Below are 26,653 nucleotides of genomic sequence, written 5' to 3'. Positions count from 1 at the left end.
ATCCTCTACTCAACCGATGGAGCCGGTGGGACTTTGGGCTGGCTCAACCGTGCGGTGAGGCCGGGGTCCACGCGCCGAACCACTGCTCGGCGCCCCACTCCTCGAACCGCTCCACCTCGCTGAACCCCAGCTTCGCCGCGAGGCGCATCGAGCGTTTGTTGGCGATCTGGGTGCAGAGCACCACCGGTTCGCCGGGGAACGCGTTGGCGAACCAGTCGAGTGCCCCTGCACACGCCTCGGCGGCATACCCGCGCCCCCAGGCTCCGGGCAGGAACATGTAACCGAGCTCGGCCTCCCCTGCCTGCGGACGGATGTGTCCCGGACGCTCTGCGTCGCGCCGGTCCAGAAGCGTGATCGTGCCGATCATCTTCCCCTCGAGCGCAATGACGAAGAGACCAGGGCGCCGCCCAGGTACCTCGGGCACCGAGCGTTCGAGCTCATCACGCGGACGAGGGCCACCGAGATGGGCGCGCACCTCGGGCGAGGCGAACAGTTCGATGAACTCCGCACGGTCGCGGGCCTCGGCCTCGCGCAGCACGAGCCTCTGGGTCTCTATCGGAGCAGGTAGCCAGGCGACGGGTCCGAGCTCAGTCATGGCGGGCAACCTACCTCACCCCCGCAACGGTGATCCGAAAGGGCAAGAGCCAGAACGGAGTCGCCTTTCGCCCAACCCCCATCACGGTAGGGGCGACCGACCTGCACACCAGCATCAAGGCACTCATCTGAGAAGCGACCTTGTAAACCGCACACCGTACGCCTTGGGGGACCCGGCGTTGCGGTCGCCTCGGCCGGGTGTTCAGTTGTCGCCGGGTGCGTCCACGAACGTGGCGCCGATCTCCACCAACCGCTCGGCTGCGTAGGTCAAGTCGATCAGGGTTTCAAGGGTGTGGATGCCCGGTGAGACGGCTTCGCCACGCAGACCGAGTTGCCGCTCGATACCGAGGGCGATGCCGAGTGCGGTCAGGGGGCGTTGTCCTGCCGGGTGGGTGAGGTAGCGGCTTGTGCTGAGCGGGGCGCCCGTTGGGCCCACGCCTTCGAGTTCGATCCGGATCTCGGTGGATGAGGGGCCGCCGCGGCGCCGGGCCGCAGATTCACCGACGGCCATGTCGAAGCGGACGTCTGCTGCGCCGGTCGCAAGGGCGAGGCTTGGTACGTCAAGGATGGCGATGCTCTGGCCAGGCAGGACGACGCCGTCGGTACAGGGCACATCCACCTGAGCATCGGAGCCGGTGACCCACGTGAAGACGCCGTCACGGCGCACCGTCCCCGCCGTGGTGACCTTGGCCCACCGCTCCAGGTCCGCTGTTCCCGCGGGCCCTCCGGTGTCCAACTCGTCCAGTACGGCGCCGATCCGGACGCTGTCGACCCGATGGAACTCCCGGGCTATGGCCAGCGTCGCGAGGACGACGGTGCCGGCGCAGAAGTGGCTGGCCACCAGAATCGAGGAGGCGCTTGCCCGCTGCGCGCCCGCGACGATCTCCGGTGCGATCTCCACCAGGCCGCTGGAGATGCTGAGGTAGGGCAACCCGTGGTCCTGTGCGTAGTGCAGCCCGTTCAGGTGGTCGTCCCACAGTGCGGCGACCACCGCCGAATAGCTGTGCTCGGCCGGGAGGCCGAGATCGCTGCGCCGCAGGTCAATGGTCACGGCTGTGGCGACGCCGAGTTCGTCGGCCACCCGCTGTGCGCGGCCGATGTCGCGACCGGCGATCGTCAGTGGCAGGTTCGGGTACCACTGGCGCAGCAGAGCGGCGGTATCCGAGCCCGCCTGCCCCGAACCACCCAGGATCAGTACGGGTTTTGGCTGTTCCACGGTGAGTCCTCGCATCCATGAAGCCGAAGCTACATTTTGTAGCCTACGTTTTGTAACATAGTCTGGAGGACGACACAACGGAGGACCATGGCCACCACCTCGACCCGCCTGTCCAAGCAGGCCAGGCGCGAGCAGCTGCTCGACACCGCCGTGACGATCGTGCGCTCCCAGGGAACCGACGGTCTGACTCTGGTCACCCTCGCGGAGGGAGCCGGGGTGAGCAGGCCGATCGTGTACGACCACTTCGGCACGCGCCCCGGCCTGCTGCTCGCGCTCTACCGACGCCTCGACGAACGCCACCAAGCCGCGATCGCACAGGCGTTGCAGGAGGCCGCACCCATCGCCGAGGTGGTCGCCCGCGTCATCAGCACCGCCTACTTCGCCTGCTCCACGGACATGCCAGAACTCGGCGCCATCTCCGCCGCGCTGAAAGGAAATCCGGAGATGGAGGCGACCCAGCGCGAGATGCTCGACAGTTACACGGAGCTGATGGCCGCCGCCCTGCTGCCGCACTCCGGCCTCGCACCCGAAGCCCTCCGGCTACGGTGCGTCGGAGTGCTGGGCGCGGCCGAGGCGATGGCCGTCGAGCTGAACCAAGGACGGGCATCCGCCGACGACGCGGTCACCGCACTGACCGGCCTCATCACGGGCAGCCTCAACACCCGGACCGACCGTTAGCCGTAGGTCTTCGCTCGGAGTGAGGTCGTTCCTTGTGCCAAGACTCGAAAGCACCTCCTGAGCAGGGGCAATGAGCAGCGGCCGCGAGGCATTCCCGAACCGGCTCGACGCCTGAGCATGCGGCGCCGCATCACCGTCAGCTGGTCAGCTCAAGCAGGTCAAGCACACCTTCAGGTCACCTGGTTCTGGGCAGGGCATCCCCCGTAGACGTACGGGTCGATTTCGTTGCCCTGCCTGTCACTGAGGTGAAAGCAGTGGCCGTTGGCCCACACCGTGACCGAATCGCTCCGATGGTCGACCTCGAACGGCTCGTCACCAAGCCGCGTTCCGGGCCATGAACCATCTACCGAAGAGGAATGAGTGACAACGACGCACTTGTTCTTCGGCAGGATCCGGCGAACATCGCCCCAGGGCTCCAGCATCAGATCCAGCGGCGCCTCACCACCGTTGCCGACCACCAGCCGCGCCGTCCTCCCTGCGAACACGCCCATCACTCCTCCTTGGCCGTTCAGGCAGCCACGCGCGCAACTGCCTCCCGGTCCCCACGCGGCGCGCTCCTCACAGTAACCGTCACGCCTGTTCGGTGAGGAAGGCGATCACAGCCCCCAGGAACTCTGCCTCCCCTTCGACGTTCGCCATGTGCACGGTGGGCAGGACGGTGAACCGTGCGCCGGGGACGGTCGCGGCGAGCTCCTTTCCGTGGTCGGCGGACGTGACGGTGTCGTGCTCGCCCGCGATGACCAGGGTCGGGTTGGGGATGAGGGTGGCCGTGCGGCGCAGGTCGTAGTCGCGCACCGCAGCCCAGCTCCCGGCCACGCCCTCGCGTTGCGTGGCGAGCAGGGTGCGGCGGAAGCCCTCGACTACCTCGTCGTCGCCTCCCAGCATGCTGGCCGGGAACCAGTTGTGCAGGAACATCTCCGCGGTGGCCTGCATGTCGGGGGCCGCCAGCAGGTCGGCGATCGGTTGATCCCACTGATTGGCCGGGCCGAGGTAGGCGGCGGTGTTGGAGAGCACCAACCGGTCGACGCGCTCCGGTACGTGAATCCCCAGCCACTGCGCGACGATTCCCCCCAGAGACAGGCCCAGGACGTGCACTCGCTGCAGGCCCAGGGCGTCCAGTAGCTCCACCACGTCGCGCCCCAGCCGGTCCAGGGAGTATGGGCCCTTCGGGACATCTGAGGCGCCGTGGCCGCGCGCGTCGTAGCGCAGCAGCCGGAAGTGTTCGGTCAGAGCCGACACCTGGCCGTCCCACATGTGGAGGTCGGTACCGATGGAGTTGGAGAGCAGCAGCACCGGCTTGTTCTCGTCGCCGTCGAAGCGGTAGGCGATGCGGACGCCATCGCCGGTGGTGATGGCAGTGCGGGTCTGTGACGTCATGTCAGCTCCAGTGATCTAGCGGCTATGCGCTCAGCCTAGGAACACCCTCTGCAAACTTCTATTACAAAGATTGGAAGAAGCCTGTAGGTTTTCTGGATAATGTCGAACTTCACGCTCCACGAGTTGCAGTGCTTCAACGCCGTCGTGATCGATGGCGGCTTCCAGGCCGCCGCCGAGCGGCTGCACCGCTCACACCCTTCCGTGTTCGCGGCGGTCGCCAAGCTGGAGCGCCAGCTGGGCCTGGACCTGCTGAATCGCTCGGGCTATCGGGTTCAGCTCACCGAGGCGGGGCACGCCTTTCACCGCAAGGTGCGCTTCCTGTTGCACGAGGCCGAGGAACTACAGACGTACGCGGCGCAGTTGGCGATGGGCGAAGAAGCCGAACTGCGCGTGGTGCTCGGGGACCTGTGCCCCCTTCCACCGGTGTTGGAGATGCTCAGCCGCTTCTTCGCGCAGTGCCCACAGACACGACTGCACCTGCAGTTCGAGACAGTCACCGGTCCCTGGGAGCGGCTGCTGGAGGATGAAGCCGACCTGATCGTGCACCGCGTCCCCAAGAGCGACGTGCGGATGGAGTGGATCGATCTCGGCCGCGTCGCGCTGGTGCCCGTCGTGGCGCCCGGTTTCCTGCCCTTTCCTCCGGACGCCGACATCACACCGCAGCGCATGCAGGCCTTCACCCAATGCGTGGTCCGGGACTCGGCGCGGCATCCGTCCGAACAAGGCCATTTCCTGGTTGAAGGCGCACCTCAAAGCTCTGTTCCGGACCACCTCATGAAGAAGGAGCTGATCTTGCACGGCATGGCGTGGGGGCACGTGCCGCGCTTCATGATCGAGAAAGAGTTGCGTGACGGAAGCCTGCTCTCCATCGCCGGACGGCACTTTCCCGGCGTGATCGAGGATCTCTCGGCAGCTCGTCGGCGCGACCGCCCCCACGGACCGATCGCCGACCAGCTCTGGGACTTTTTGGCCCGCCATGCACCGGTTCTCCGGCCGACGCTCGGCCGTGTGCCCAAGGCGAATTGAGCACCGGGACTCGGAAAAGCAGCTGGAAGTGCCGTGTGTCAGCCCATACCCCGCACCTGGCGTGCGGGGACGCCCAGCGGCCATCTTCGGATAGCCCCTGACGGGCTGGCGTGCATGGCTGTCCCGATGACCCCAAGGTGCCGATAGGCCGGCGCGAATGACGGCCTGCCCGTGGCCTGGCACCATGCCCGCGCCGACGGCCCCCGTGGTCAGGCGCTGCGTCGTAGCCGCTCAGCAATGCCATGCGTCAGCTTCATCTGGTCGTCCTCAAGGTTCCACTTCCCCTTCTGGTACGCCTGATTGCTCACCCAGAACACCATGATCCGGTCGCGGCGGAACTTGGCGACGGTCGCCAGCGACCAGTCGTTGCCCCCGTCGTGCCAGGCGACCCGGCCGTCATCGGAATCAACGACGACCCAGCCGTAGCCATAGGCCCCGTCCAGCTCCGGCACTCGCACCTGCGGGGCGAACAGTCTCCGCTTCGCGGTCGCGGACAGGACGCTGTCGCCGGTGAGGGCGCGATGCCAGCGGAACATGTCCCGGGCCGTGGAGAGCATCCCGCCGTTGCCGCGCAGATTCCAGGACGGGCCGTCGGGCGCCCACGGATGGTCCATCGGCCGTCCCTGCGCGCGCCCGTGCCGGTCATACTCGACGGCGACCTGCTCGCGCTTCCACGCGGGCAGCACGTAGCCGGTGCGGGTCATCCCGGCGGGGCGGAACAGGTGCTCGGCCAGGAAGCGTTCGTAGCTCTGGCCCGAGACCTTCTCGACGATCACGGCGAGCACGCTGTAGCCGACATTCGAATAGCGGAACTCCTTTCCGGGAGCCGATCGCAGTGGGGCCTTCAGCACCCCGGCCAGCAACTCCGCGCGCGACAGCGGGTCGTAGTCGTCGCCGAGCGAATCGGGCAGGCCCGCCGTGTGTGTAAGGAGCTGGTGCAAGGTGATGGCCCGTTTGTCCTTGGGCACGGAGTCCAGATGTGCTCCCATCCGGTCGCTCACCCGCAGCTTGCCTCTCATCTCCAGCTTCAGGATCGCGGCGGCGGTGAACTGCTTCGTGATCGACATGACGTCGTACACGGTGTCGCAGGTCGCGGGGGTCTTCGCCGCGCGGTCGGCGAGTCCGCGGGCCGCGCAGTGCTTGAGCTCGCCCCCTCGGGCGGCGGCCACGGTGATACCCGCTCCCTGCGGGAGCTCGCGGTCGAGGTAGCGGTCGATGTCCGGATCCGCCGGGTCCCGGACCGCCGGGGCCTCTCGCGCCTTCCCGCCACCGGACCCTGTTCCGGCCACGGTGTGAGCATCCGAGCACCCGACGAGTGCGAGCACGAGTAACAGTACGAGGGAACCGGGACGGCTCACGTAGGCCTCCAAGACAACGACGACAGATGTGAGACCTAGGCTGATCGCCGCCGCCGAACTCGTTCAACGGATGAGCTGTTCGAGCTTGTGCGAGTCTGCCGAGACACAGGTCAGCGAAGCGCACCGGAACCGGAGGGACCCGCATGACAGCACCACCCGCGCCGCCCCGTACCGCCGAAACTCCCGCGTTCATGGCGGAGTTGCGCCGCCTCAAGGCCTGGTCGGGCCTCAGCTACCGGGAACTGGAGCGCGCGGCTGCCACAGCGGGTGAAGTGCTGCCGTACTCGACGGCAGCGACCATGCTGCGCCGGGACCGCCTGCCCCGTGAGACCCTCCTCGTCGCCTTCGTCGTCGCGTGCGGTCTCGACGCCGACGACACCCGGCGGTGGGTAGCCGCTCGCCGGGAACTCGCGATGGGCGCACAGCCATCTGCCACACCCGTCACACCCCTCATGCCTGTCACACCCGTCATACCCGCCATTCCCGTCATGCCTGCTGCACCTGCCGCAGAGCCGCCCGTGCAGCGGCGCCGACCGCGCTTGCGGCTTGCGGTCGTGGGCGTGGCGACGGCCGTCGCAGTCCTCCTCGGCGCGGGCGCGGCGGCCATCGGCACCACAACCGAGCAGGAAGAGCAGGCGCAGGTGACTAACCAGCAGCCCTGAGAAAGATCCGCTTCCGGTTCACGCATCGGCTGCGGTGGACCGCGGTTTGCACCAGGACTTCCCCCGACAGCGAGACGTACGTAGATGGCTGCGAGGCCCAAAGGGGGCCGCCCCTGCCCCAGTTGGAGTCGGCCGTCAATCCGCCTTCCTGAACAGTTCCGACATCCGGTCCCCCGTCTCCTGGTCGAGCAGCCCCGCCGAGTCCACCCCGATCAGACCGACCCGCTCAGCCAGTTCCCGCCCGTGGACGTCCACGGCGGCCTCGATGAGCCCGGCGAGCGCCTCCAGGGCGCCGCGGGCGCGGGAGCGAGCCACCGCTGCGCAGCCGACGGCGACCAGCCCGGCCGGCCACCACCAGCAGGCCAGCAGGGCGTAGCCCACGGCCCAGGCGGCGAGGCGGGCGGCGGCGCTGAAGGAGTCGTGAGCCGACTGGATGTGGCGTACGGCGGGTTCGGGCAGGATCAGCCACAGGCGCGGCCAGAGGGCGGCAAGGTCCACGCCATAGGCGGCCTCTACGCGGTCTGCCGTCGCCTGCATGCGATCGCCGTACCAGGTGGGGCGGGTGGGTTCGCGCAGTGCCACGCGGTTGCGGGCGTCGATGAGAGCCTGGATCCGCGCAAGGGGCCGGGCCGGGGTTGGCACCGCGTCACCGTCTTCGGCATCTTCATCGGAACCGGCATCGGTGCGCGCGATGGGGTAGGCCGCGTCGAGCTCCTGCTCCCGGCGCCCCCACGTGCGCCTGCGTCGGTCGACGAGGGCGTGCGACAGGGGGTCGCGGGCGTAGCGCAGCCAGTACTGCTCGATCACACCGCCGAGGAACTGCGCGGCGAGTGAGGCCGCGGTCGCGGTGAGCAGGACGAGGGCGATGAGGAGTGCGGCAGTCCCGGTGCGCTCGAGGGCGGGGCGGGCGGCGAGGTCGTCCAGGGTGGTGCGCAGCGCGTCGAGGTCGTTCCAGTGGCGGTGGCCCAGGGTGGTGCCGATGGCCGTGGCCGCGAGGAAGAGGGCGCCGGGCAGGACCAACAGGTTCAGCCAGCGTTCGGTGAGTTTGCCGCCCAGGGTGGCGAGGAGTGGGTTCATGCGGGCGGGGTCACCGTGCGGGGCCCAGTCGGCCCTTGCGCATGCGGGTGTCGTTCACGGCGCAGTGCGGGGCGGGGAGCAGGTCGCGGGCTCGTGCGACGCGGTTGCACTGAGCCGGTCCCGGGCACAGGGCCACCTTGATGTGGGGTGTGATCCCGGGGGCAGCCCCACCCCGGGAGTCGTTGACCAGGCCACGTGCGTCCCCGCTCTGGCGCAGCAGCGTGTCCAGAGCACGGAGATGGGCGGCGAGTTCGTCGGAGTTGGTGCCTGAACGCAGCAAGTCCCGTGCCTGCTCGGCCGTTTCCCTGACTCCGGGCTGCCGCAAGTCTTCCGGTGAGCCGAGCAGCGCACACAGCGCCGCTGCCGCCCTACGGTCGGGTTCTCGGGAGTCGGGAGATGCGGTCATGGTCCAAGTGTGCCGCAGATCAGGCAGAGTTACGGGGGACTTGACGTGCCGTCGCAGGTGACGGCTGGGGGGAGCGAAGCCTTGAGGTACGACCGGGAGTGGTTCTTACAGGCGGTCAGCGTGCGCCTCGACCGGGCTTTTACGGCGGAAGGAGGTTGGGACGCGGACGTGGTGTTCGGTCCTCTCGCGGATGCCGAACTGCGGGGACTGCTGCGGACCTGCGACACGAGCACCGACATGGATGCCCGACACGCGGCCGGCTGGCTCTGCGCCGCCCGGGCGATGGCCGACCCGGGCGATCGCGGAACTGTCCACGGGTGCATGGCAGGGACCTTGCTCTATCCGGTGTGGGTCTCCGACCCGCGGCGGGTGCCGGCGCAGTTGTCGATGGGCTATGCGGCCAACGATCCCGCCATGCACCCCGATCCGGCCGACGCGGACGGTCCCGACGCGTGGGCGGCCCAGGTCGCCGCATTCAAGATCGTCGTGGAGGAGCGGCAGCACAACCCGCCGCCAGGCGCCTCCGAGGCCGTACGACGACTCCACGAAATGGCCGTGGCCTTTGCCGCCCTGCCGCTCTCGCGCGAGGTCCGGCTCGCCAGCGCGATCGGGCTCGGCACCCTCGCCGTCCTGGCGACACCGGAGTACGACCCCTGGTTCCCCGGCCGGCTCAGAAGCATGGCCGACCTCGTGACCCGCACGGGGGCGACCTGGCACTTCGGGGACCTGGCGGACGCGGATCCGGTCCGGTTCGTCCACGGTGCCCTCAAGCGGATTCCGGCCGACTCCCCCGAACGCCTCCGCGTTCTCACCGGTTTGGGCCGCCGACTCCAGGACCGCTATCTGGACTCGCACGACGGCGAGGATCTGCACGAGGCGGTGGGCATCGCGCGGGACGTACTGGCCCAACTGCCGCCCGACGACCCGTATTTGCCTCACTCCCTCAGCGCCCTCGGGGCAGCGCTGGTGCTGTTGCGTCATGTCGAGGGGGCGACGCCCGAGGAGTCCGACGAGGCGGTGGACGTGTGCCGCCTTGCCGCCGCCAGCCATCCGAAGGGGCCTGCGGCGGCGGGACACGACCTGGGCGTGGCGCTCGTCCTCAGGGCGCAGTACACCGGCCGCACAGCGGATCTGGACGAGGCGATCACCGTGTTCACCGAGGCCTTGCGGGTGGCAGGGAACCCGGGTGAGACCGCCTCCTTGCGCAGCGCACTGGGCAACGCTCTGCGCGCCCGTTCCGTCGCGACCGGCTCGCTGGCCGATCTGGACGCGGCGCTCGATCTCACCGACCGCTCCGCGGCCGCCGCCTCCCCGGGGGCGGCTGACGGTCCACAACTGCCGCTCCTCGCTCGCGCGATGGCCCTGTACAACCGCTATCTCCAGAATCCGAAGGCGAACGGGGCGGACCTGGAGGAGGCACTGCGCCAGCTGCGGCACGCCGAGGGGCTCATGCCGCCGGGCCACCCGGACCGTCCCGTAGCGCTCAACGACCTGGGTCTCGTGCTGGTCGCCTGCTATCAACGCTCGGGAAAGCCGGAGGAGTTGAACGAGGCCGTGTCCGCTCACCGGGAGTCGGTGGTACTCACCCCGCAGGGACACGGGTCGCTCGGACTGCGGCTGATGAACCTCGGTGCCGCACTGAATCTGCGGCATATTCTGACCAAGGATGGCGACGACCTGCGGGAGTCCCAGGAGAGCCGGCAACGGGCCTTCGACCTGCCCGGCATGGGCCCGGCGCACCGGGCGGCGCTCTTGAGCTCGACTGGAATGAGCCTCATGGGGGGGTTCGATCGAGCTCCCGATCCCCTGGCCCTCATCCATGAGGTGGTAGGACTCCTGAGGGAGGCGCTCGCCCTCACCCCGCAGGGCGACCCGAAGCTGCCCCGTCGCCGCCACAACCTCGCTATCGCCCTGATGCTCCGCATCTCGAAGACGATGCGGCTCGACGAGGTCCGCGAGGCCCAGGAGCTGGCCGACGCGGCGGTCGCGGCGCTGCCCCCGACCTCCCCCGAACTGCCCGGTGCCCTCACGGTTGCCGCGAACGCACGGGTGATAAGCCCCCTTGCCCTGCTGTGGTCGGGCGCCGGGGACGAGGCGGTCGCGCTGTACCGCCGGGCGGTCGAAGTCACTCCGCCCGGACACCCCACCCGCACGCAGCGCCTGTCGAACCTCGGGCTCGTCCTGCGCACCCCCGGGCCCCGCCGCCGCCGTCGCCGTCGCCCTCCAGCCAATCTGGTCGAAGCGGCCGAGCTGTACCAGCAGGCGGCCCTGGAGCAGCAGTGCGCGCCCCTCCATCGCCTGGACGCGGCCCGGTCCTGGGGCGAGGTTCGAGCGGAGCTGGGTGACTGGGCCGGTGCCCTTGACGGCTACGTCGTGGCGGTCGACCTACTGCACTCGGTCGCACCCCGCCATCTCGTCCGCGACGACCAAGAATTCCTGCTCAGCCGTACCGTCGGGCTTGGTGCCGCCGCTGCTGCCTGCGCGGTGCGCTGCGGACGGCCAGGCCTCGCGGTCAAACTCCTCGAACAGGCCAGAGGCGTGATCCTCTCCCACGCCTTCGACGCCGACAGCGATCTCACGCGGTTGCGAGAGAGTGCGCCTGGCCTCGCCGACCGCTTCGAGGAGCTCCGCCAAGCCCTCGACACGGCAACCGACAGCCAGGGGTTACTCGCCGAGGAATCATCCGGCCCCGCCGACGCCCGCGCCGATGTACGCCAGCAACTGGCCGCCGACTGGCGAGACCTCACCAGCCGGATCCGCGCCGAGCACCCCGAACTGGGCCTGCTGCGTCCGGTGCGGGAGTGGGACGAGGACGAACTGCGCGCCACGGCAGCGGCGGGCCCCGTGATCCTGGTCAACGTCTCCCCCTACGGCAGCGACGCCCTGATCGTCACCGAGCACGCCATCAACGCCGTACCACTCCCCGGCCTCGACCCGCAAACGACGGCAACACGCCGGAAGACCTTCCAGGACGCGCTGATCCGCATCGAGACACCCGGCACCTCGCGCAAGCAGTCGCAGCGCGCGCAGCAGGACGTACGGGACACCCTCGCCTGGCTGTGGCAGACGGTCACCGGACCGGTCCTCGACCACCTACCCGCGGCAACTCGGGTGTGGTGGTCGCCCGGCGGCCTCCTTGGCACGCTGCCGCTGCACGCGGCGGCGCCCCAGGACGCCGCTCCGGGCGCCCTGGACCGGGTTATCTCCTCCTATACCCCGACCCTGCGCGCCCTGCACCACGCCCGCCGGCGCGCCACCCGCCCGACGGGCACCGCAACCCTCATCGTCAGCGCCGCCCAGGCCAGTGGACAGGCCCCGCTGCCCGGCGCCCGCCGTGAGGCCGACCACCTGGCCCGCCTGCTGCCTGGGGCAACGCTCCTCGCGGACGCCTCCGCGACACACTCCGCGGTCGTCTCGGCCCTGCCCCGCCACGCCTACGCCCACTTCGCCTGCCACGCTCTGGGCGACCTGGAACGCGCCTCCGGCAGCCGACTCGTCCTGCACGACCACACCGAACGCCCGCTGACCGTCCGCGACCTGGCCCGTCTGCGGCTGCCGTCTGTCCAACTCGCCTACCTGTCCGCCTGCGACACCCTGCTCACCAGCCCCGAACTCGCCGACGAGGCCGTTCACATCGTCAGCGCTTTCCAGATGGCCGGCTTCCCCCATGTCGTCGGCTCGCTGTGGCACGTCGACGACGACATCGGGGCGGACGTCGCGCTCAGCGTGTACGACACCCTGAGCAGGGGCGACGGCACACTCGACGTCGCCCGCACGGCCGAGGCCCTACACCGCGCCGTCCTCAGCTTGCGCGCCACCTATCCCCACACGCCCAGCCTGTGGGCGTGCCAGGTACACGCGGGCCCCTGATGACTCACCTTGGGAAGATCCGGCTGTCGGGCCCGGCGGGGGCGGGGGTCTGTTGCTGCTCGTGAACTTCGACACCCGCGAGCCGTTCGAGATGCCCATCACCTACGGTCGATAGCCTCCCGCCGTGGGGATCGTTGAGCGGCTGGTGCCGGATGAGTTGTGGCAGTTGTTCCAGCACGTGATCCCGGAAGCGCCGTCGCGACCGCAGGGTGGTGGCTTCTACCGAGCCGCGAGGTCCGGGTCGACCTCCGCGCCCGGCAGGGGCGGTGCCTCGGTGACGTCGAGGAACACCTGGTCGGCCTGCGGCCAGCGTTCGGCCACGCCGGACTTGATGCGCTCCATGACGAGTTCCACCACCTCGCTGTCCCGGCCGGGCGCGAGGTCGATGCGGGCGGCGACGAGCGTCGAGTCCATACCGAGCCGCATCGTGAGCAGGCTCGCGACACGGTCGATCTCGGGCTGCTCGGCGAGGAAGTGGGCTATCTCGTTGCGCAATTCGGGGTCGACGGACTCCCCGATGAGCTGCTCCCTGGCCTCCTTGCCCAAGCGGTACGCCACCGCGATGAGCAGCAGGCCGATCGCGATGGAGGCAGCCGCCTCGTAGACGACCTCGCCGGTCGCCATGTGCAGGCCCATGCCGATCATCGCGAGGGTCACGCCGAGCACAGCGGTACCGTCCTCGGCGATGACGGTGCGCAAGGCCGGGTCGGAGCCGATGCCGCCCTCCTGTCGCCGTACCTGCCACAGCGCGCGGACCAGGGAGCCACCCTCGGCGAGGAAGGCGACCCCGAGCACGACGAGACCGATGATGTAGCCGGTCGTGGTTTCAGAGCTCTCCGCGCGCAGCGCCTCGATGCCCTGGAAGACGGAGAAGCATCCACCGGTGACGAAGATGCCGACGGCAGCGAGCAGCGACCAGAAGAAGCGTTCCTTGCCATAGCCGAAGGGGTGTTGGGGGTCGGCCGGTTTGCGGCTGCGGCGCAGCGCGGCCAGCAGAAAGACCTCATTCATGCTGTCGGCGATCGAGTGGGCCGCCTCTGAGAGAAGCGCGGGTGAGCCCGCGAAGAGTCCGCCCGCCACCTTGGCCACGGCGATGACCAGGTTCGCGGCAAGCGCCACCCACACGGTGGTCTTCGTCTCCTGGTCCTTCGACGACTTGTTGTCTGCGGCCTGCTCGCTGGGCGCTTGCTCGGCCGACGCCGGTATGCTCGACGGTTGCTCGGTCGGCGGCTTGGCGGTCATCAGGCCTCGCAGTTCTTCGGGGTCTCAAGGGGCTGGCAGTGGACAACACGCCGTCGTGTACCCCAGGGGTGTGGCTCCAGACGTGCCGATTCGTCATTGCGGACGTGGGCTGGCTGCGCGGTCTGGCTTCACGAGAGCGGCGTGCTGAAAAGCGGCCTGGGGTGCCAGGCTCCAGCGCGGCCTCAACCGAGTCCGCGGCCCTTCAGTGCCTCGCCGCCCGCCGCAATCGAAAAGGCCTTCCGGCTGTCCCGGTTCGTCCGTTGCTCCAGTTCGTCCGCGGGCGCCAGAACGTGACACGCACCACGCATTGCAGTGATAGCAGCATCATCGGCACCGAAGCCGCCCCTCGCACACCGCAGCGAACAAGACCTATGTCTGCACGGACGTCACCGTGTGATCCACGCCCAGGTGCCATGCCCCTGACAGACTCGGATAAGGTCCGCGTGCACCGTGATCGACTGCCACGCGGCGCGGATCGATCGCTTTCCTCATGTACGGGGGTACATACGTCATGGATTTTGTTTTCCGCATATTCTTCCCGCTGTTCATCGTGCTGATGTTCTGGGCCGCCTACGCGATCGTGCGCCGAACGCGGCAACGGCGCACGGCGTGGGAGAGCGGACTCACCGCGCCGGCGCGGGTGGTGCGCGCCTGGGTCACTGTCCAAATGGTCAACAACGTAGCGCGGCGCATTCAGTGGCACGAATACGACTTCACGACGGCGGATGGTCTGGCCGTCCGCTTCAAGGAATCAGGTGGCCCTGCCAGCCGGGAGCCGGGCGATGAGGCGCTGGTGTACTACCCAGGCGACGAGCCGGACAAGGCCACGGGCTGCGAGCCTCAGCCAGGCAAGGACACGTTCGGGATGGTTTTTGGTCTCGGTGTCCTCGGGGTGGGGGTCGTCATCCTGACCAAGGTGATGATCCAGTACTGGTGACGGCGCACCTCCTTTCGCGGGCAGGGGCCCCGGGCCGCGCGGCGCCTGCGCAGCCGGTGAGAGTCAAGCGCTCAGAGCCGTCCCGCCGACGGCGGGCACGCGCTTGTGGCCCTTTTTTACCCGCGTCGGTGTAGGTACCCAGAGCGGCGAGCTACCTGGACGGCACCAAGCTGCGCCCCCCAGCGGTGTTACTTCACGTTCCACCTCAGAGGCTCGTTGTAATACCCCTGGGAGTAGGTGACCTTGTCCACCTTGTCCCCTTCAGGGACCAGGTAGGGGTCGCAGACAGTACGCTTCTCGCCCTTCTTCCATACGTCCTCGGTCCCGAGTTCTTTGACGCCGTTGAGAAGGTTGCAGTCCTTCGGCGTGCTGCTGAGCGCACCGATGAGGATGAACTTCGTGCCCGGGCCCGACGCGGTCTCGACATTGACATCGCTCATCACCGAAGGCGGCTCTTTGAGCGCGTCGCCCCCGACATGGCGGGCGTTGACGTAGACCCACACGACCTTCTTGCCTGCGTACTTGTCGGGCTCATCAAGCTCGTCAAGATCCTCCGGCTTGCCCTCAACGACCTTCGTCGGCGTGAACACGAACTTGGCCGTCTTCTTGTAGCTGGAAATCTCCTGCTCCGGGCTCGGCTGACCGATCCGCAGTTTCTTCGGAGCCTCAGAAGCTTTGGCGGTGACGTCCTTCGACGACTCAGCCTCGGAGGGGTAGCACGCACTGACGGCACAAACCGTGATCGCGCCGACGGCTATCAGCGCAAGCCGCCGTACGAGACGGGATGCGTGCTGACTCTGGGGATTAGACATGGACGACACCTTATGTTGATCAATCCCCTCTGCTGGAACAGCCCAGCTGCTTCGCCGAGCTCGGTCGCCGCATAGCACCCGTCAACGGCCCATGTACGTCTACCGGTTCAGTGCATCACGGCCCAGTCCTGGGCGGACCTGGCCCGTCGCGTGAAAGGCACGAGCCGTTGGTGCCGCGCGGGCAGCCCATCCTCGGGAGTTGGCCGGCGAGCTGCCTGCGCGCATTGCACAGCAAGCTACGGCAAAGACGTGGTCCGGCTCGGTGGCATGTCCGCGGGGTGCACAGCGACGGCGATCTTTCCGCGGGGGCGTCTGCGACTCTGACCGTCGGAGCCGCCTTCCAACAGGGTGTGCGCCTGGGCGATGTCGGTCAGCGGGAGCACGGTGCCGATGACCGGCCGGAGTTTACCCTGGTCGACCAGTCGGCCCAGGGCCGCGAGCTTGGCCCGGCCGGGGCTGACGAAGAGGAAGTGGTAGGTCGCGTTCACGCCCCACGCGGCAAGCAAGTTCTGCGGTTCGGGGATGTCCACGATGGACACCAACCGGCCTCGGTCGGTGAGGACCTCAGGACTGCGGGCCAGGGTGTCCCCGCCCACCGTGTCCAGCACGACGTCCACCCCGCCCAGCGCGCGGACCTGGGGCACGTAGTCACCGGCCGAGAAGTCGATCGCGATGTTGGCCCCCAGTTCGGTGACGAACTCATGATCCCGTGCACGCGCGGTGGTAACCACCTCGGCTCCCAGCGCGCTGGCGACCTGGATTGCGGCCGAGCCGACACCGCCCGCTCCGCCGTGCACCAAGACCCGCTCCCCCACCCGCACCCCGGCGCGTTCGACCAGCGCCTCCCACACCGTCACGCCCACGAGCGCGAGAGCGGCGGCCTCGACGTGCGACAACCGTGCGGGCTTGCGGGCGACCAGAGCCTGGTCGACCACGTGGAACTCGGCGTAGGTTCCCTGCCCGGCGAACATCGGCGCCAGGTACCAGACCTCATCGCCCGGCAGGAAGTCACCCGCCCCAGGGCCCGCCTCGACCACCACGCCGGACACGTCATTGCCGATCACCGCGGGCAGCGCCAGCTGGTCGCGGTAGTCGCCGCGCCGGGTCTGCAGGTCGAGAGGGTTCACGGACGTGGCCAGCACGCGCACCAGCACCTGCCCGGGTCCGGGAGTGGGTCGTGGCCGTTCTCGGGCGGCGAAGGCGGTGTTCGCGTCGCCGAACCGGACCAGTTCCATCACACGCATCGAGGTCGACATGCGACGACCTTAGATCGACACATCGCGATTTAGCAATATGTACTTGAGTTACGATCACCACGTGTTTACGGAGGAGGAGTTGCTGGCCGTGTTCCGGGCCCTGTCCAACCCGGCCCGTCGGCAGATACTGGTGTGGCTCAAGGAGCCGATGAGTTTTCCCGGCCAGGAGCCCGACGACGTCGAGATCGGCGTCTGCGTGAGCGACATCCAACAACGGGCAGGTCTGGGGCAGTCCACCACCTCGCAGTACCTCGCGATACTGCGCCAGGCAGGGCTGGTGATCGCCACCCGGCGGGGCAAGTGGACCTATTACCGCCGCGACGAAGTGAACATCGCCCGCCTCCTGCAAACCCTGCGCGACGTGTTCTAGATCCCACGCTCTCCAGCTCAGCCCTGCCACGGGCCAAGACTGCGACCATCTCCGGCACCTTCGCCTTTGACGCCATATCCAGCAATGACCCAGCCACGAGGCAGGGCCGGCGAAGGGCCACCGGCGAGAGCCCCGCGGCCTTCACGATGGGAACGAAACCGCTCCCTCAGGCGTGCGGGGTGAGTCGTACGGTCACGATCTGGAACGGCCGCAGAGCGAGAACCAGCCCCTCGGTGGTGCCGACGAGCTCCGGTCCGTCCGAGAGGGGCCGTTCGAGCAAGTCGGTCAACGTGGCTCCGGCCAGCGGAAATCCGGCCCGCAGGGTCGTCGTGGCGCGTCCGCCGAGCGACTCGTAGAGTCGCACGATCACGTCTCCGGAGGAGTCGTCCGCGAGTTTGACCGCCTCTATCACGACACCGCTGTGGTCGACCTCGACGAGTGGTGCGACGGCAGCCGTGCCCGCGACGCTGCGTTCGGCAAGGTTGAAGCCGTAGCCCTCGCGTATGGCGTCGCCCAGGTCGGCGCCGAGCACCAGGCCGTACCGCAGCCGGTGTCCGCCCTGGTCCGCGTCGGGGTCGGGGAAGAGCGGGGCGCGCAGGAGCGAGAGCCTGGCGGTGGTCGTCGTGCCGCCGTCGGGACGGACGTCGCGGGTGACGTCGTGGCCGTAGGTGGAGTCGTTGACCAGGGCCGCTCCCCAGCCTGGCTCGGCAAGGTGCAGGTAGCGGTGGGCGCAGATCTCGAAGCGGGCCGCGTCCCAGCTGGTGTTGGTGTGGGTGGGCCGCTGGACGTGGCCGAAGGGGATCTCGCTGGTGGTGTAGGCGGCCCGAACGTCGAGAGGGAACGCGGCCTTGAGGATCTTCTCTCGCTCCCGCCAGTCGACGGTGGTGTCGATGTCGAGGCGGCAGGAGCCTTCGCGCAGGGTCAGGAGCTGGCGGATACGGGACCGGTTGACGGTCCGGATGACCTCGATGGCGTCGCCGTGGGCGGTGACCTTGTCTGCCTGAGTGAGGTCCTGCACGGTGTTGCGGTAGAACGCGTCGACGTCCCATGCGTCCCACTGGTTGGGGAAGTCCTGGTGGAGTTGGAGGAGGTTGCCCACGGTCCCTGGGGTGAGCGCCTCGCGTCGGGCGCGGCAGTCGTAGGCGGAAGTGATCAGTCCACGGGCGTCGACGGTGATGCGGATCAGTCCGTTGTCCAGGATGAGGCTGCCGCCGTGACTCGCTTGTACGGGTACCGTGCGCGGCGATATGGGGCGGGGTGTGCCGCCGAGGGCGGGCACGCCGTCGCGGTGATGGGGAGCGGCGTTGAAGACGACCTCGCTGCCGTCAGGGTCGGGTGGGCCGGCCAGGGCCCGCTGGGCCGTGTCGATGATGATGTTCAGTTCGCGGGCGGCTTCCCGGTGGGCCTGTTCGGTTTCCCGGTGCACCCAGGCGATGGAGGAGCCGGGCAGGATGTCGTGGAACTGCTGCAGCAGGACCGTCTTCCAGATCCGGTCGAGCGCGGCGTACGGGTACGGCTCGCCCCTCCGCACGGCTGCCGTCGCCGACCACATCTCCGCCTCGCGCAGCAGGTGTTCGCAGCGCCGGTTGCCCTGCTTGGTGGCGAGTTGACTGGTTAGGGTGCCCCGGTGGAGTTCCAGGTAGAGCTCACCGACCCACACCGGCGCGTCGGGGTATTCCTCGTGGGCTTTGGCGAAGAAGTCGGCGGGGCCCTCTACTTCGACCTTCGCGGAGCCCTCCAGGTTCGCCAGCCGGTCGGCGCGCGCCAGCATCTCGCGGGTGGGGCCTCCTCCGCCGTCGCCGTAGCCGAAGGGCACCAGGGAGCGGTTGGCGGCCCCCTTGTCGCGGAAGTTGCGTTCGGTGTGGCCGATGTCGGCCCCGGAGAGGTCGCCGTTGTAGGAGTCGACTGGCGGGAAGTGGCTGAACACGCGGGAGCCGTCGATGCCCTCCCACCAGAAGGTGTGGTGCGGGAACGCGTTGGTGGTGTTCCAGGAGATCTTCTGCGTGAGGAACCAGTCGATGCCGGCGAGCTTCATGAGCTGGGGCAGTGCGGCGTTGTAGCCAAACGTGTCCGGCAGCCACATGTCGCGCGTCTCGATGCCGAACTCCTCCAGGTAGAAGCGTTTTCCGTGGACGAACTGGCGCACCAGGGACTCTCCGCCGGAGAGATTGGTGTCGGGCTCGACCCAGAGACTGCCGGTCGGCAGGAACTGCCCGCTCGCCACCTTCTCCCGCACCCGGGCGTACACCTCGGGGCGCTGTTCCTTGAGCCAGGCCAGTTGTTGGGCCTGTGACATGACGAACCGGAAGCCGGGGTGGTCATCCATCAGCGCGGTCACGTTCGAGACCGTTCGCGCCGCCTTGCGGACGGTTTCGCGTACCGGCCACAGCCAGGCCGTGTCGATGTGGGCGTGGCCGACGGCCGAGATCTGATGGGCGCCCGCGTGTGCGGGTGCGGACAGCGCCGGGACGAGGCACGTCCTGGCATGCCCGGCGGAGCCTGCGATGTCCTGGAGGTCGATCGCGTCGAGAGCCCTGCTGACCGCGTGCCGGATCTGGCTGCGGCGGGTGGAGTCCTCGGGCAGTTGGTGCATCAGCCCGGACAGTACGTCGAGGTCCTGGACCAGCTCCCAGACCGTCTCGTCGAAGACGGCAAGGTCCATCCGCGTCAGCCGGTAGAGCGGTTCTCCAACCGGCTCGGCGGGCCCCTCGCCGCGCAGCCAGGGAGCGATGTCGCCGGCCCGCGTGGGCACGTAGGGGTCGCCCGCGGCGTCGAAGTCGAAGATGAGCGGATTGGCGGCGGCCTCAATGTGAAAATCGAAGCCCTCGCCTCCCTGGGCCTGTTCGGCAATCAGGAGCCAGGTGTTGCGTGGGTTGAGCGCCTTCACCGGTGTCCCGTCCGCCCGGTAGACAAGCCCCTCGGCGGAGAAACCGGGCTGGGTGGCGGCGAAGCCGAGGTCGAGCACGGCTTCGACCCTCTCCCCCGCCCAGTCGTCTGGGACGGTGCCGCGGATTTGGAACCAACTCGTGGACCATGCAGGCCCCCAAGAGGTGCCGGTGGCGATCGGCTCGTAGGGCCCGGCGATGCCTTCCCTCACCGGGAGGGGTTCACCGAAGGTGTGGTGGGCGCTCACTTCGAGGGGGAGGGAGCGTGCGTGGACTGCGGGCCTGAGGCGTTGGTCGAGCACCCGGGCGAGCCGGCGTTCGGTCAGCGTGCGGTCGTCGTGCATGAGACTCCGTCCAAAGTTCCGCGCAGGGCGGCAGACTGGCCCGCCGAGCCCGTCGTGGGACAGCCTTGTCCCGGGAAAAGGGGGGCGGACGGCGGAAGGCCTAGATGTGGTGGGTCCCGTACCGGATGACTTCGATGGGGACCATGGAACGTCGCACGGGCAGCGCGGCGCCGGGGCCGGCGTTGATGCGGTCGATGAGCATCTGGCCGGCCCTGCGCCCGATCTCGTCGGCGTCGTAGGACGCGATCGTCAGCGGGAGCCCGAGAACGTCCGCGAGGTCGAAATCATCGAATCCGGCAAGCGACACCGGAACGTCGAGAGTGCGGACCGCTCGGACGGCACCCTGGGTGAGACGGTTGTTGGTACAGAAGAGGGCAGTAGGGGCATCGGGCTGCTGCAGCAGAGCCACGGCGGCACGCTCGGCTGCGGCCACGTCGGAAGGTCCGCGGCGGATGGTGCGCTCGTCGGGCTCCAGGCCGGCTTCCTCGTGCGCGGCCCAGTAGCCGCGGAACCGTTCGGCGCCGGTGTAGAGCGCCGGCGGGTTGCCGAGGAACCCGATGTGCCGGTGACCGTCCTCGATGAGCCGGCTGGTCGCCGCCTCGGCTCCGCCGAAGTCGTCCACCAGGACGCAGTCGGCCTCCATGCCTGCCGGCGGCCGGGCGGCGAGGACGAGGGGCATGCCGCGCAGCGCGGCCGGTGTCAGGTGCCGGTGGCTGCCGCTCGCGGGCACCACGATCATCCCGTCGACCTGGCTGGCGGCGAGATCCTCCACCAACCCCCGCTCCCGGTCGACCTGTTCGGCGGTGTTGCCGAGCAAGACCCGCAGGCCGTGCGCGTAGGCGACCTCCTGGACGCCGAGCGCCAGCCGTGAGTAGAAGGGGTTGGCCAGGTTGGTGACGACAAGACCGATCATCCCGCTGCCGCCGACCCTCAGACGGCGGGCGGTTTCGTTTCGCCTATAGCCGAGCTCGTCGACGGCGCTCAGTACACGCTGCCTGGTGGCCTCGGTGACCTGGGGGTCGTCCTTGAGGACCCGGGAGACGGTCATCGCGCTGACCTTGGCACGAGCGGCGACATCACGCATCGTCGGCGCGGCGGCGTCGCTCGGTCGGTGCTGCGCCACGGCCGGTCCTTCCTTCGTGCCTTCGCAGGGTCATTGTCATCGGCGGGCTGCCGGAGCTGCGGGCGCCGTCATTCTAGAGAAGTTCTCCGCCTCCCATGCCGTCCGCCCGGGCCGGTGCGGGCCTGTGGCGAGGCGGGGCTGCCTTCTCACGGCGGAGCCACGCAGCCGGAGTCAACAGATGCGGGGCGGGGCGCGACGACTCCGGTCTCCCGCTCCTCGCCTTGGGACCGCCGTTCCAGGGCCCAGTGAGCGGCGCCGATCAAGGGAGCATCGTGAGGCCTTTTGGCGGTGCGCAGGTCCATGGCGGCGATGACGGCAGCCACTTCGTGCCCGGCGGCCTCGGCTCCGGTGGTTAGACCCTCCCGCAGCGCCGGTCCGATGAGGTCCCAGGACGCGGCCATGGAGCCACCGACCACCATCACGTCCGCCCGGAAGGCGCCGCACCACGGCGCCAGGGCACGCCCCAGCGTGCCGAAACATTCAAGGATCACCGCCGAGGCCCGAGAGTCCCCCGTGCGGGCCAGTGCGGCGATGTCGCTGACGTCCGGGCCCTGGGACCCTCGTGCGAGGCCCGCGGCCCTGGCATACCGCGCGCGGATCGCCCGTCGTGAGATGACCTCCTCCAGCGGCAGGCCGTCGACGGCGATGCGGTGGGCCCGGCCGTCGGGCGGCACGGCAGGACCTTCGGTGACGGGCTGTCCGTCGAGCAGGAACGATGATCCGACGCCGGTGCCTAGCGTGATGCACACGGACCGGCTCCGCCTTTCTGCGGCTCCCCCGTGGTACTCGCCGATGGCGAAGGCATCGGCGTCGTTGAGGAAGCGGATGGTGCGCGGATCGGGCAGCCGCTCGCGCAGTTCCGCGCCGACGTCGACATCGTGCAGCGACTCGAACTTGCCGATGCCGCGGAATCGTCCGATTCCGGCGGCGTAGTCGAAGGGCCCCGGTAGGGCGACGCCCCACGGCGCGTCGGCGGGCGCTTGCGTGTGCCGGGCAGCTGCGGCGAAGGAGTCGAGTATCTCCGCGGCGTCCGCGTCGGCGGACACCGGCCTGCGTACGAGGGAATCGGCGACCGGAACACCGTTGGTCATGTCCACCACGGCGGCGGTGACATGCGTGCCGCCGATCTCCAGCACGGGCACCAGGGTCATGACGGCCTCACCAGGGATTTGACGACCTGTACGGGTCGTGTGCCGAGCGGGTGCAGGCGGTATCCGCCCACGGCTGCGGGCACAGTGAGGGTTTCGGCGAACGCCAGGTCGTGACGCCGGCCGTCGGCGGTCTCCACCACCACGCCGTCACCGGCGGCGACGTTGAGGATGTGGAAACGGCCCGCGGTGTCGTCGTCGGCCGGCCCCGTTCCCTCCAGCACCAGGCGGTGGACCGCGTAGAACATCTCGGGAAGTGCGCCAAGGATCTCTTCGCGCCAGCCCGCGCCCTCGCGCAGGACGCGCGGCTGCGGGACGAGGTCCTCGACGACCTCGGTGCCGCGTCGGTCGGTGTCGAGGTTGGCGAAGGCGTGAGCGTGCGACAGCGGCCTGGGCACCCCGGAGTTGGAGCGGCGCAGCCAGTCGTAGAGGCGCAGCGAGTAGAGGTAGGGCGTGGCGCTGATCTCCAGCACGAGGTTGCCCGCGCCCGATGCGTGCGGGGTCCCGGCCGGGATCATGAACAGTTGGCCGGGGTCGGCGGGGAACGTCTGGACGTGGTCCTCGACGTGCAGCGGCGTGCCGTGCGCCGCCGACGCCTCGACTTCCTTACGGAGGATGTCCACGTCCGTACTCTGCCGCAGCCCGAGGAAAACCTGCGATCCGGGGTCGCTCGCCGTGACGTAGTAGGTCTCGTGCTGGGTGTATGACCAGCCGAAGTTCTCCCGCATGTACTGCTCCTGCGGGTGGCAGTGCAGCGAGAGGTTGCCACCCCCGACCGTGTCGAGGTAGTCGAAACGGATGGGGAAGGAGGTGCCGTAGCGTGCGTGCACGTCCGCGCCGAGGAACCGTTCGGGATGCAGGACACACAGCAACTGGAACGGCAGTTCCACCTGTGCCCCGGCGTCCTGGCCGACGAGGACCCCGGCTTCGGGAGCGATCAGCTCGTAGCCCAGTGCGGTGTTGCCGCCCTCGGGCTCGAAGCCGAGCTGCTCGGCGGCCCACTTTCCGCCCCAGGCGGTGGAGTTGAAGTACGGGCGGGTGCGTACCGGCTGCTGGGCTAGGGCGGTCAGGGTGGCGCGGAAGGCCTCTCCGTCCAGGGAAGCAGGCGCCTGCGGGTTCTGTACGTCGACCCAGCGGTCGATCGTGGGCGCCAGTGCGTCGCGGTGGCGGTCGGCGACCGGCCAGTCGGTGTAGAAGAGGCGGCGCAGTTCGCCGGGAGCGTCGTGGTGACCGAGGTTGACGCCCACGGGCAGTGTTCCGGAGGCCACGGCCGATTCGGCGTACCGCTTGGGCAGGTCCGCCCACCAGAGCAGGTCGGGCGAGCACAGGGCGGAGCCGGGGCCGAAGACCAGCAGAATGCCGCTCGCGGGCCGAGCGACGGTCAGCGGTCCTTCGAAGAGGTCGGCCATGGTGAACTCGGCGAGGGGCAGGAAGAACGCGTCGCCGCCGTCGTGAGGGGTGCACAGCCGCTCGACGGCTGCCGGTGACCAGTGCTCGCGCACATCCAGGACCGCCACCTCGGCGCCCTGGGCGCGCAGGGCGGAGGCGAGCCCCTGTGCTGCTGCGTCCCAGTCCAGGGCCGCCGGTCCGTCCAAGGCGAGCACGGTCGGCCGGTCGGGCAGGGTCGCCGCGGCTTCGTCCCACCCTGTGACCACGGTGCCGGTGGCCGCCGGGTAGCGGGGGTTGCGTTCGTAGGGGCGAGGCTCTGAGTGCACAGGTAACTCCAGGAGAGGTGAGCGGGGGCAGCCGGAATGTTATCGATACCAATCATGGTGCACAAGATTGCTGCTCAGCGGCAAGCCATAACCGCTGCCAGAGATGGTGGACAGACGGATTCCCGCAACAGAGTCTTGTTTCGGCCTCATGGTGTCGTTAACATCCTGGCCATCCGAACCGCCGATGCCGTGCGGTACGGCGAGATCTCGCGGAGGGCGTCAGGCCCTCTCACCCACCACACCCCAGAGCCAGGGATCCCGACCGGGATCCACAGGGAAGGGCACCCATGAGATCAATCGGCGGGGCGACGCAGTGGCCGCCCCACCCGCTCGGCCGCCGCAGCCTCCTCGCGGGCATCGGAGCGGGCGCCGCGGTCGCGGTCGCCGGCTGCGCCCGCGGCGACAGCACCGCGGTGAAGCCGGGGACCACCTCGCTCGCCAACGACAACGCCACCTGGGACCAGGGCTATGTCGCGGCCGGGCAGGAGCTGAAGAAACTCACCGGTTACGCGCTGCGGCCGCTGTCCAACCCGAACCCCACGTCGTACAAGCAGGTCACGCAGATCTCGCTGCAGACGACCAAGGCCACCGACATGATCAAGTGGGCCTCGGGCTACTTCCTCAAGTCGTTGGCCCGCACGGGAGAGCTCAGCGATCTCTCCTCGATATGGGCCGATTACGAGGACAGGCAGTGGGTCACCCCTCAGGCTCGTGAGGCGATGTCCTACCGCGGCTCCGTCTACGGGATACCCCTCTACGAGTCGTACTACGTGCTGTTCTACAACACGGCTCTCTTCCGCAAGCACAAGCTGCGGGCTCCCGGCACCTGGGACGAGCTGCTGCACAACGCCGCGGTGCTGAAGAAGGCCGGAGTCATCCCCTTCGTTGCCACCCAGACCGGCAACTGGCCCGCCTACGAGTGGTTCCAGGAGCTGGTCAGCAAGGTGGATCCCGACTTCTACGCGGAGCTGATCGACGGGAAGGCGCAGTACACCGACCCACAGGCGCACAAGGCGCTGCAGATCTGGCAGGACTTCATGCGCAAAGGCTGGATGACGCCGGCGGACTTCGACCAGAACAACGGCCCTGCCGCGCTGAAGGCAGGACGCGTCGGCATGTTCCTGCACGGCTCGTGGCAGTCGCAGGGGATCGCTGCCACGGGCATGAAGCCGGGCGTGGACTTCGACGCCTTCGTTCTGCCCCCCGTCGAAACATCCACCCGCCGCTCCGTGATCACCGAGTCCGGCGTTCTCGCCGTCCCGCGCAAGGCCGTTTCACACGACGCGGCCATGGCCAACGCGGCGCACTGGCTCGACCCGAAGGTCCAGCAGGTGTGGACCGACTTCCTGCAGGACGCCTCGGCCAATCCGCGCTCCCGGCCGGGCAACCCGGTGATGGCGGGCCTCAAAGAGCGCGCACGCAAGGAACGTTGGGCACAGCTTCCCCGCTACGGCGAGTCCGGCCCGCCCAACCTCATCCAGGGAAACACCGATGACCTGGGCAGTTTCATGACCGGCGCATCCTCCCCGCAGGCCACCTTGCGCAGCATGGCCGGCCGGGCGGCGAAGGAATGGGCAGCATGGGAGAGGGACGAAGCATGAGTTCTTCCGTCGAACAACGGCGACCGCTGCTTCCCGGTCCCGGCTCCTCCCCCGATCCGCACCCCGCGGCCCCCACGCCCACGCGCCGCCACCCCCGGCGCCTGCCGGGGAAGCTGGCCGCGGCCGGATTCCTGGCCCCTGCCGTGCTCTTCGTGAGCGCACTGCTGCTGCTCCCGTTCGCCACCACCGTCTACCGGAGCTTCTTCGACGACCGGCGGATCTCCGTCTTCGCCGGGCTCGACAACTACCTCCTCTTCCTCAGCGATCCGACGCTGACCCGGTCGATCCAGAACACCTTGATGTGGGTGGTCGGCTCAGTCGCCCTGCCGATGGTCCTTGGCCTGGCCATCGCGGTGCTGACGCACAGCGGCGGATGGTCCCGAGTGGCCCGCCTGCTCGTCGTCCTTCCCTACGCCCTGTCCGGATCAGCCGTCGCGGTGGTGTGGAACTTCGTCCTCACCACCGACGGCGCCGCGAACCAGGTACTCAAGGCGTTCGGCCTCGATGCACTCGCCCAGGGATGGCTCCTCGAATGGCCGGGCAACACACTGGTCATGATCATCGCCAACACCTGGCAGGCGGCGGGCGTCGCGGTGATCCTCTTCCTGGTCGGACTGCAGACCATCCCGCCCGAGACCCTGGAGGCCGCGTCCCTGGACGGTGCGGCGGGCTGGCGGAAGTTCTGGTACGTCGTCCTGCCCCAGCTGCGGACCGTGTCGGTGATCGTCGTCGGGACCAGCCTGGTCGGCGGCCTCAAGTCCTTCGACCTGATCTGGGTGCTCACCCAGGGAGGGCCCGGCCGGCAATCGGAGACGCTCGCGGTCTCGATGTACCAGGAGACCTTCCTCGCCCTGCACCCCGGAGCAGGCGCGGCGGTCGCGGTCGTCCTCACCGCGATCGTGCTTCTCGCCTCGTGGCTGTACCTGCGGCGCCAGCTGACTCCGAAAGGCAACTGA

Annotated in this window: 22 protein-coding genes; 8 read left to right on the top strand and 14 right to left on the bottom strand. The window is 68.9% G+C overall.

Annotated elements, in window-relative coordinates; translation table 11 throughout:
* Window positions 1–43: 43 nt before the first annotated feature.
* On the bottom strand, window positions 44–595 hold the full coding sequence (locus tag ACZ5U5_RS16795; RefSeq protein WP_469021861.1) for a GNAT family N-acetyltransferase: 552 nt from the start codon (window positions 593–595) through the stop codon (window positions 44–46).
* Window positions 596–796: 201 nt separating this feature from the next.
* Window positions 797–1,810, bottom strand: coding sequence for a saccharopine dehydrogenase (locus ACZ5U5_RS16790; protein ID WP_469021858.1), 1,014 nt, complete (start codon window positions 1,808–1,810; stop codon window positions 797–799).
* Window positions 1,811–1,897: 87 nt separating this feature from the next.
* Between ACZ5U5_RS16790 and ACZ5U5_RS16785 the strand changes: the two genes are divergently transcribed.
* Window positions 1,898–2,488: a TetR/AcrR family transcriptional regulator gene (locus tag ACZ5U5_RS16785; protein WP_469021856.1), complete on the top strand. Its 591-nt coding sequence runs from the start codon at window positions 1,898–1,900 to the stop codon at window positions 2,486–2,488.
* A gap of 170 nt (window positions 2,489–2,658) precedes the next feature.
* On the opposite strand, the gene ACZ5U5_RS16780 is transcribed toward ACZ5U5_RS16785, so the two are convergent.
* Together ACZ5U5_RS16780 and pcaD are read right to left on the bottom strand one after the other, a co-directional pair.
* Window positions 2,659–2,979: a hypothetical protein gene (locus ACZ5U5_RS16780; protein ID WP_469021853.1), complete on the bottom strand. Its 321-nt coding sequence runs from the start codon at window positions 2,977–2,979 to the stop codon at window positions 2,659–2,661.
* A gap of 79 nt (window positions 2,980–3,058) precedes the next feature.
* Window positions 3,059–3,865 carry a 3-oxoadipate enol-lactonase gene (pcaD, locus tag ACZ5U5_RS16775; RefSeq protein ID WP_469021850.1) on the bottom strand — a complete coding sequence of 269 codons (807 nt, stop codon included), beginning with the start codon at window positions 3,863–3,865 and terminating at the stop codon, window positions 3,059–3,061.
* 99 nt (window positions 3,866–3,964) lie between these two features.
* Here pcaD and ACZ5U5_RS16770 point away from each other — a divergent pair, with 99 nt between their 5' ends.
* Complete coding sequence (locus ACZ5U5_RS16770; RefSeq protein WP_469021848.1) at window positions 3,965–4,891, top strand: LysR family transcriptional regulator; 927 nt, start codon at window positions 3,965–3,967, stop codon at window positions 4,889–4,891.
* A 209-nt stretch (window positions 4,892–5,100) separates the two neighbouring features.
* On the opposite strand, the gene ACZ5U5_RS16765 is transcribed toward ACZ5U5_RS16770, so the two are convergent.
* A complete protein-coding gene (locus ACZ5U5_RS16765; RefSeq protein WP_469021845.1) occupies window positions 5,101–6,180 on the bottom strand; it encodes a serine hydrolase domain-containing protein in 1,080 nt (359 codons plus the stop codon).
* A 212-nt stretch (window positions 6,181–6,392) separates the two neighbouring features.
* Between ACZ5U5_RS16765 and ACZ5U5_RS16760 the strand changes: the two genes are divergently transcribed.
* On the top strand, window positions 6,393–6,911 hold the full coding sequence (locus ACZ5U5_RS16760; RefSeq protein WP_469021843.1) for a hypothetical protein: 519 nt from the start codon (window positions 6,393–6,395) through the stop codon (window positions 6,909–6,911).
* 135 nt (window positions 6,912–7,046) lie between these two features.
* Here the strand turns inward: ACZ5U5_RS16760 and ACZ5U5_RS16755 are convergent, their stop codons facing one another.
* Window positions 7,047–7,988 carry a hypothetical protein gene (locus ACZ5U5_RS16755; RefSeq protein ID WP_469021840.1) on the bottom strand — a complete coding sequence of 314 codons (942 nt, stop codon included), beginning with the start codon at window positions 7,986–7,988 and terminating at the stop codon, window positions 7,047–7,049.
* Between the two features lie 10 nt (window positions 7,989–7,998).
* Window positions 7,999–8,394, bottom strand: coding sequence for a hypothetical protein (locus ACZ5U5_RS16750; protein ID WP_469021838.1), 396 nt, complete (start codon window positions 8,392–8,394; stop codon window positions 7,999–8,001).
* Between the two features lie 168 nt (window positions 8,395–8,562).
* Between ACZ5U5_RS16750 and ACZ5U5_RS16745 the strand changes: the two genes are divergently transcribed.
* Window positions 8,563–12,264 (top strand): CHAT domain-containing protein, encoded by a 3,702-nt coding sequence (locus ACZ5U5_RS16745; protein WP_469021835.1) that lies wholly within the window; start codon window positions 8,563–8,565, stop codon window positions 12,262–12,264.
* Between the two features lie 219 nt (window positions 12,265–12,483).
* Here ACZ5U5_RS16745 and ACZ5U5_RS16740 read toward each other — a convergent pair whose 3' ends face one another.
* Window positions 12,484–13,506 carry a cation diffusion facilitator family transporter gene (locus tag ACZ5U5_RS16740; RefSeq protein ID WP_469021833.1) on the bottom strand — a complete coding sequence of 341 codons (1,023 nt, stop codon included), beginning with the start codon at window positions 13,504–13,506 and terminating at the stop codon, window positions 12,484–12,486.
* A 511-nt stretch (window positions 13,507–14,017) separates the two neighbouring features.
* On the opposite strand from ACZ5U5_RS16740, the gene ACZ5U5_RS16735 reads away from it, so the two are divergent.
* A complete protein-coding gene (locus tag ACZ5U5_RS16735) occupies window positions 14,018–14,443 on the top strand; it encodes a hypothetical protein (RefSeq protein ID WP_469021830.1) in 426 nt (141 codons plus the stop codon).
* Between the two features lie 188 nt (window positions 14,444–14,631).
* On the opposite strand, the gene ACZ5U5_RS16730 is transcribed toward ACZ5U5_RS16735, so the two are convergent.
* Both ACZ5U5_RS16730 and ACZ5U5_RS16725 read right to left on the bottom strand, forming a co-directional pair.
* A complete protein-coding gene (locus ACZ5U5_RS16730) occupies window positions 14,632–15,255 on the bottom strand; it encodes a hypothetical protein (protein WP_469021828.1) in 624 nt (207 codons plus the stop codon).
* 236 nt (window positions 15,256–15,491) lie between these two features.
* Window positions 15,492–16,511 carry a zinc-binding dehydrogenase gene (locus ACZ5U5_RS16725; RefSeq protein ID WP_469021826.1) on the bottom strand — a complete coding sequence of 340 codons (1,020 nt, stop codon included), beginning with the start codon at window positions 16,509–16,511 and terminating at the stop codon, window positions 15,492–15,494.
* Between the two features lie 61 nt (window positions 16,512–16,572).
* Between ACZ5U5_RS16725 and ACZ5U5_RS16720 the strand changes: the two genes are divergently transcribed.
* Window positions 16,573–16,881 (top strand): ArsR/SmtB family transcription factor, encoded by a 309-nt coding sequence (locus ACZ5U5_RS16720; protein WP_469021823.1) that lies wholly within the window; start codon window positions 16,573–16,575, stop codon window positions 16,879–16,881.
* Window positions 16,882–17,047: 166 nt separating this feature from the next.
* Here the strand turns inward: ACZ5U5_RS16720 and ACZ5U5_RS16715 are convergent, their stop codons facing one another.
* The 4 genes from ACZ5U5_RS16715 to ACZ5U5_RS16700 form a co-directional block, all read right to left on the bottom strand.
* Entirely contained in the window at window positions 17,048–20,110 is a 3,063-nt protein-coding gene (locus ACZ5U5_RS16715; protein WP_469021820.1) for an alpha-mannosidase, read from the bottom strand.
* A gap of 100 nt (window positions 20,111–20,210) precedes the next feature.
* A complete protein-coding gene (locus ACZ5U5_RS16710; RefSeq protein ID WP_469022461.1) occupies window positions 20,211–21,194 on the bottom strand; it encodes a LacI family DNA-binding transcriptional regulator in 984 nt (327 codons plus the stop codon).
* A gap of 185 nt (window positions 21,195–21,379) precedes the next feature.
* The gene (locus ACZ5U5_RS16705) at window positions 21,380–22,384 is read right to left on the bottom strand and encodes an ROK family protein (RefSeq protein WP_469021818.1); all 1,005 of its coding nucleotides are present in this window, start codon (window positions 22,382–22,384) and stop codon (window positions 21,380–21,382) included.
* Window positions 22,381–24,096: a class I mannose-6-phosphate isomerase gene (locus ACZ5U5_RS16700; RefSeq protein ID WP_469021815.1), complete on the bottom strand. Its 1,716-nt coding sequence runs from the start codon at window positions 24,094–24,096 to the stop codon at window positions 22,381–22,383. The genes ACZ5U5_RS16705 and ACZ5U5_RS16700 overlap by 4 nt, the downstream gene beginning before the upstream one ends.
* 287 nt (window positions 24,097–24,383) lie before the next feature.
* On the opposite strand from ACZ5U5_RS16700, the gene ACZ5U5_RS16695 reads away from it, so the two are divergent.
* Window positions 24,384–25,697, top strand: coding sequence for an ABC transporter substrate-binding protein (locus tag ACZ5U5_RS16695; RefSeq protein WP_469021814.1), 1,314 nt, complete (start codon window positions 24,384–24,386; stop codon window positions 25,695–25,697).
* Window positions 25,694–26,653: a carbohydrate ABC transporter permease gene (locus tag ACZ5U5_RS16690; RefSeq protein ID WP_469021812.1), complete on the top strand. Its 960-nt coding sequence runs from the start codon at window positions 25,694–25,696 to the stop codon at window positions 26,651–26,653. Before ACZ5U5_RS16695 ends, ACZ5U5_RS16690 begins: the two co-directional genes overlap by 4 nt.

The sequence above is a fragment of the Streptomyces sp. NPDC033177 genome (genome assembly GCF_055577715.1).
The sequence above is the reverse complement of the archived record's forward strand: the minus strand, read 5'-3'. Positions and strand labels throughout refer to the sequence as shown.

Coding starts and splice junctions, on each gene's coding strand:
- ACZ5U5_RS16755 (WP_469021840.1), bottom strand. CDS start 7,988: ATGAACCCACTCCTCGCCACCCTGGGCGGCAAACTCACCGAACGCTGG.
- ACZ5U5_RS16690 (WP_469021812.1), top strand. CDS start 25,694: ATGAGTTCTTCCGTCGAACAACGGCGACCGCTGCTTCCCGGTCCCGGC.
- ACZ5U5_RS16715 (WP_469021820.1), bottom strand. CDS start 20,110: ATGCACGACGACCGCACGCTGACCGAACGCCGGCTCGCCCGGGTGCTC.
- ACZ5U5_RS16750 (WP_469021838.1), bottom strand. CDS start 8,394: ATGACCGCATCTCCCGACTCCCGAGAACCCGACCGTAGGGCGGCAGCG.
- ACZ5U5_RS16780 (WP_469021853.1), bottom strand. CDS start 2,979: ATGGGCGTGTTCGCAGGGAGGACGGCGCGGCTGGTGGTCGGCAACGGT.
- ACZ5U5_RS16740 (WP_469021833.1), bottom strand. CDS start 13,506: ATGACCGCCAAGCCGCCGACCGAGCAACCGTCGAGCATACCGGCGTCG.
- pcaD (WP_469021850.1), bottom strand. CDS start 3,865: ATGACGTCACAGACCCGCACTGCCATCACCACCGGCGATGGCGTCCGC.
- ACZ5U5_RS16695 (WP_469021814.1), top strand. CDS start 24,384: ATGAGATCAATCGGCGGGGCGACGCAGTGGCCGCCCCACCCGCTCGGC.
- ACZ5U5_RS16770 (WP_469021848.1), top strand. CDS start 3,965: ATGTCGAACTTCACGCTCCACGAGTTGCAGTGCTTCAACGCCGTCGTG.
- ACZ5U5_RS16735 (WP_469021830.1), top strand. CDS start 14,018: ATGGATTTTGTTTTCCGCATATTCTTCCCGCTGTTCATCGTGCTGATG.
- ACZ5U5_RS16785 (WP_469021856.1), top strand. CDS start 1,898: ATGGCCACCACCTCGACCCGCCTGTCCAAGCAGGCCAGGCGCGAGCAG.
- ACZ5U5_RS16730 (WP_469021828.1), bottom strand. CDS start 15,255: ATGTCTAATCCCCAGAGTCAGCACGCATCCCGTCTCGTACGGCGGCTT.
- ACZ5U5_RS16710 (WP_469022461.1), bottom strand. CDS start 21,194: ATGCGTGATGTCGCCGCTCGTGCCAAGGTCAGCGCGATGACCGTCTCC.
- ACZ5U5_RS16795 (WP_469021861.1), bottom strand. CDS start 595: ATGACTGAGCTCGGACCCGTCGCCTGGCTACCTGCTCCGATAGAGACC.
- ACZ5U5_RS16705 (WP_469021818.1), bottom strand. CDS start 22,384: ATGACCCTGGTGCCCGTGCTGGAGATCGGCGGCACGCATGTCACCGCC.
- ACZ5U5_RS16725 (WP_469021826.1), bottom strand. CDS start 16,511: ATGTCGACCTCGATGCGTGTGATGGAACTGGTCCGGTTCGGCGACGCG.
- ACZ5U5_RS16760 (WP_469021843.1), top strand. CDS start 6,393: ATGACAGCACCACCCGCGCCGCCCCGTACCGCCGAAACTCCCGCGTTC.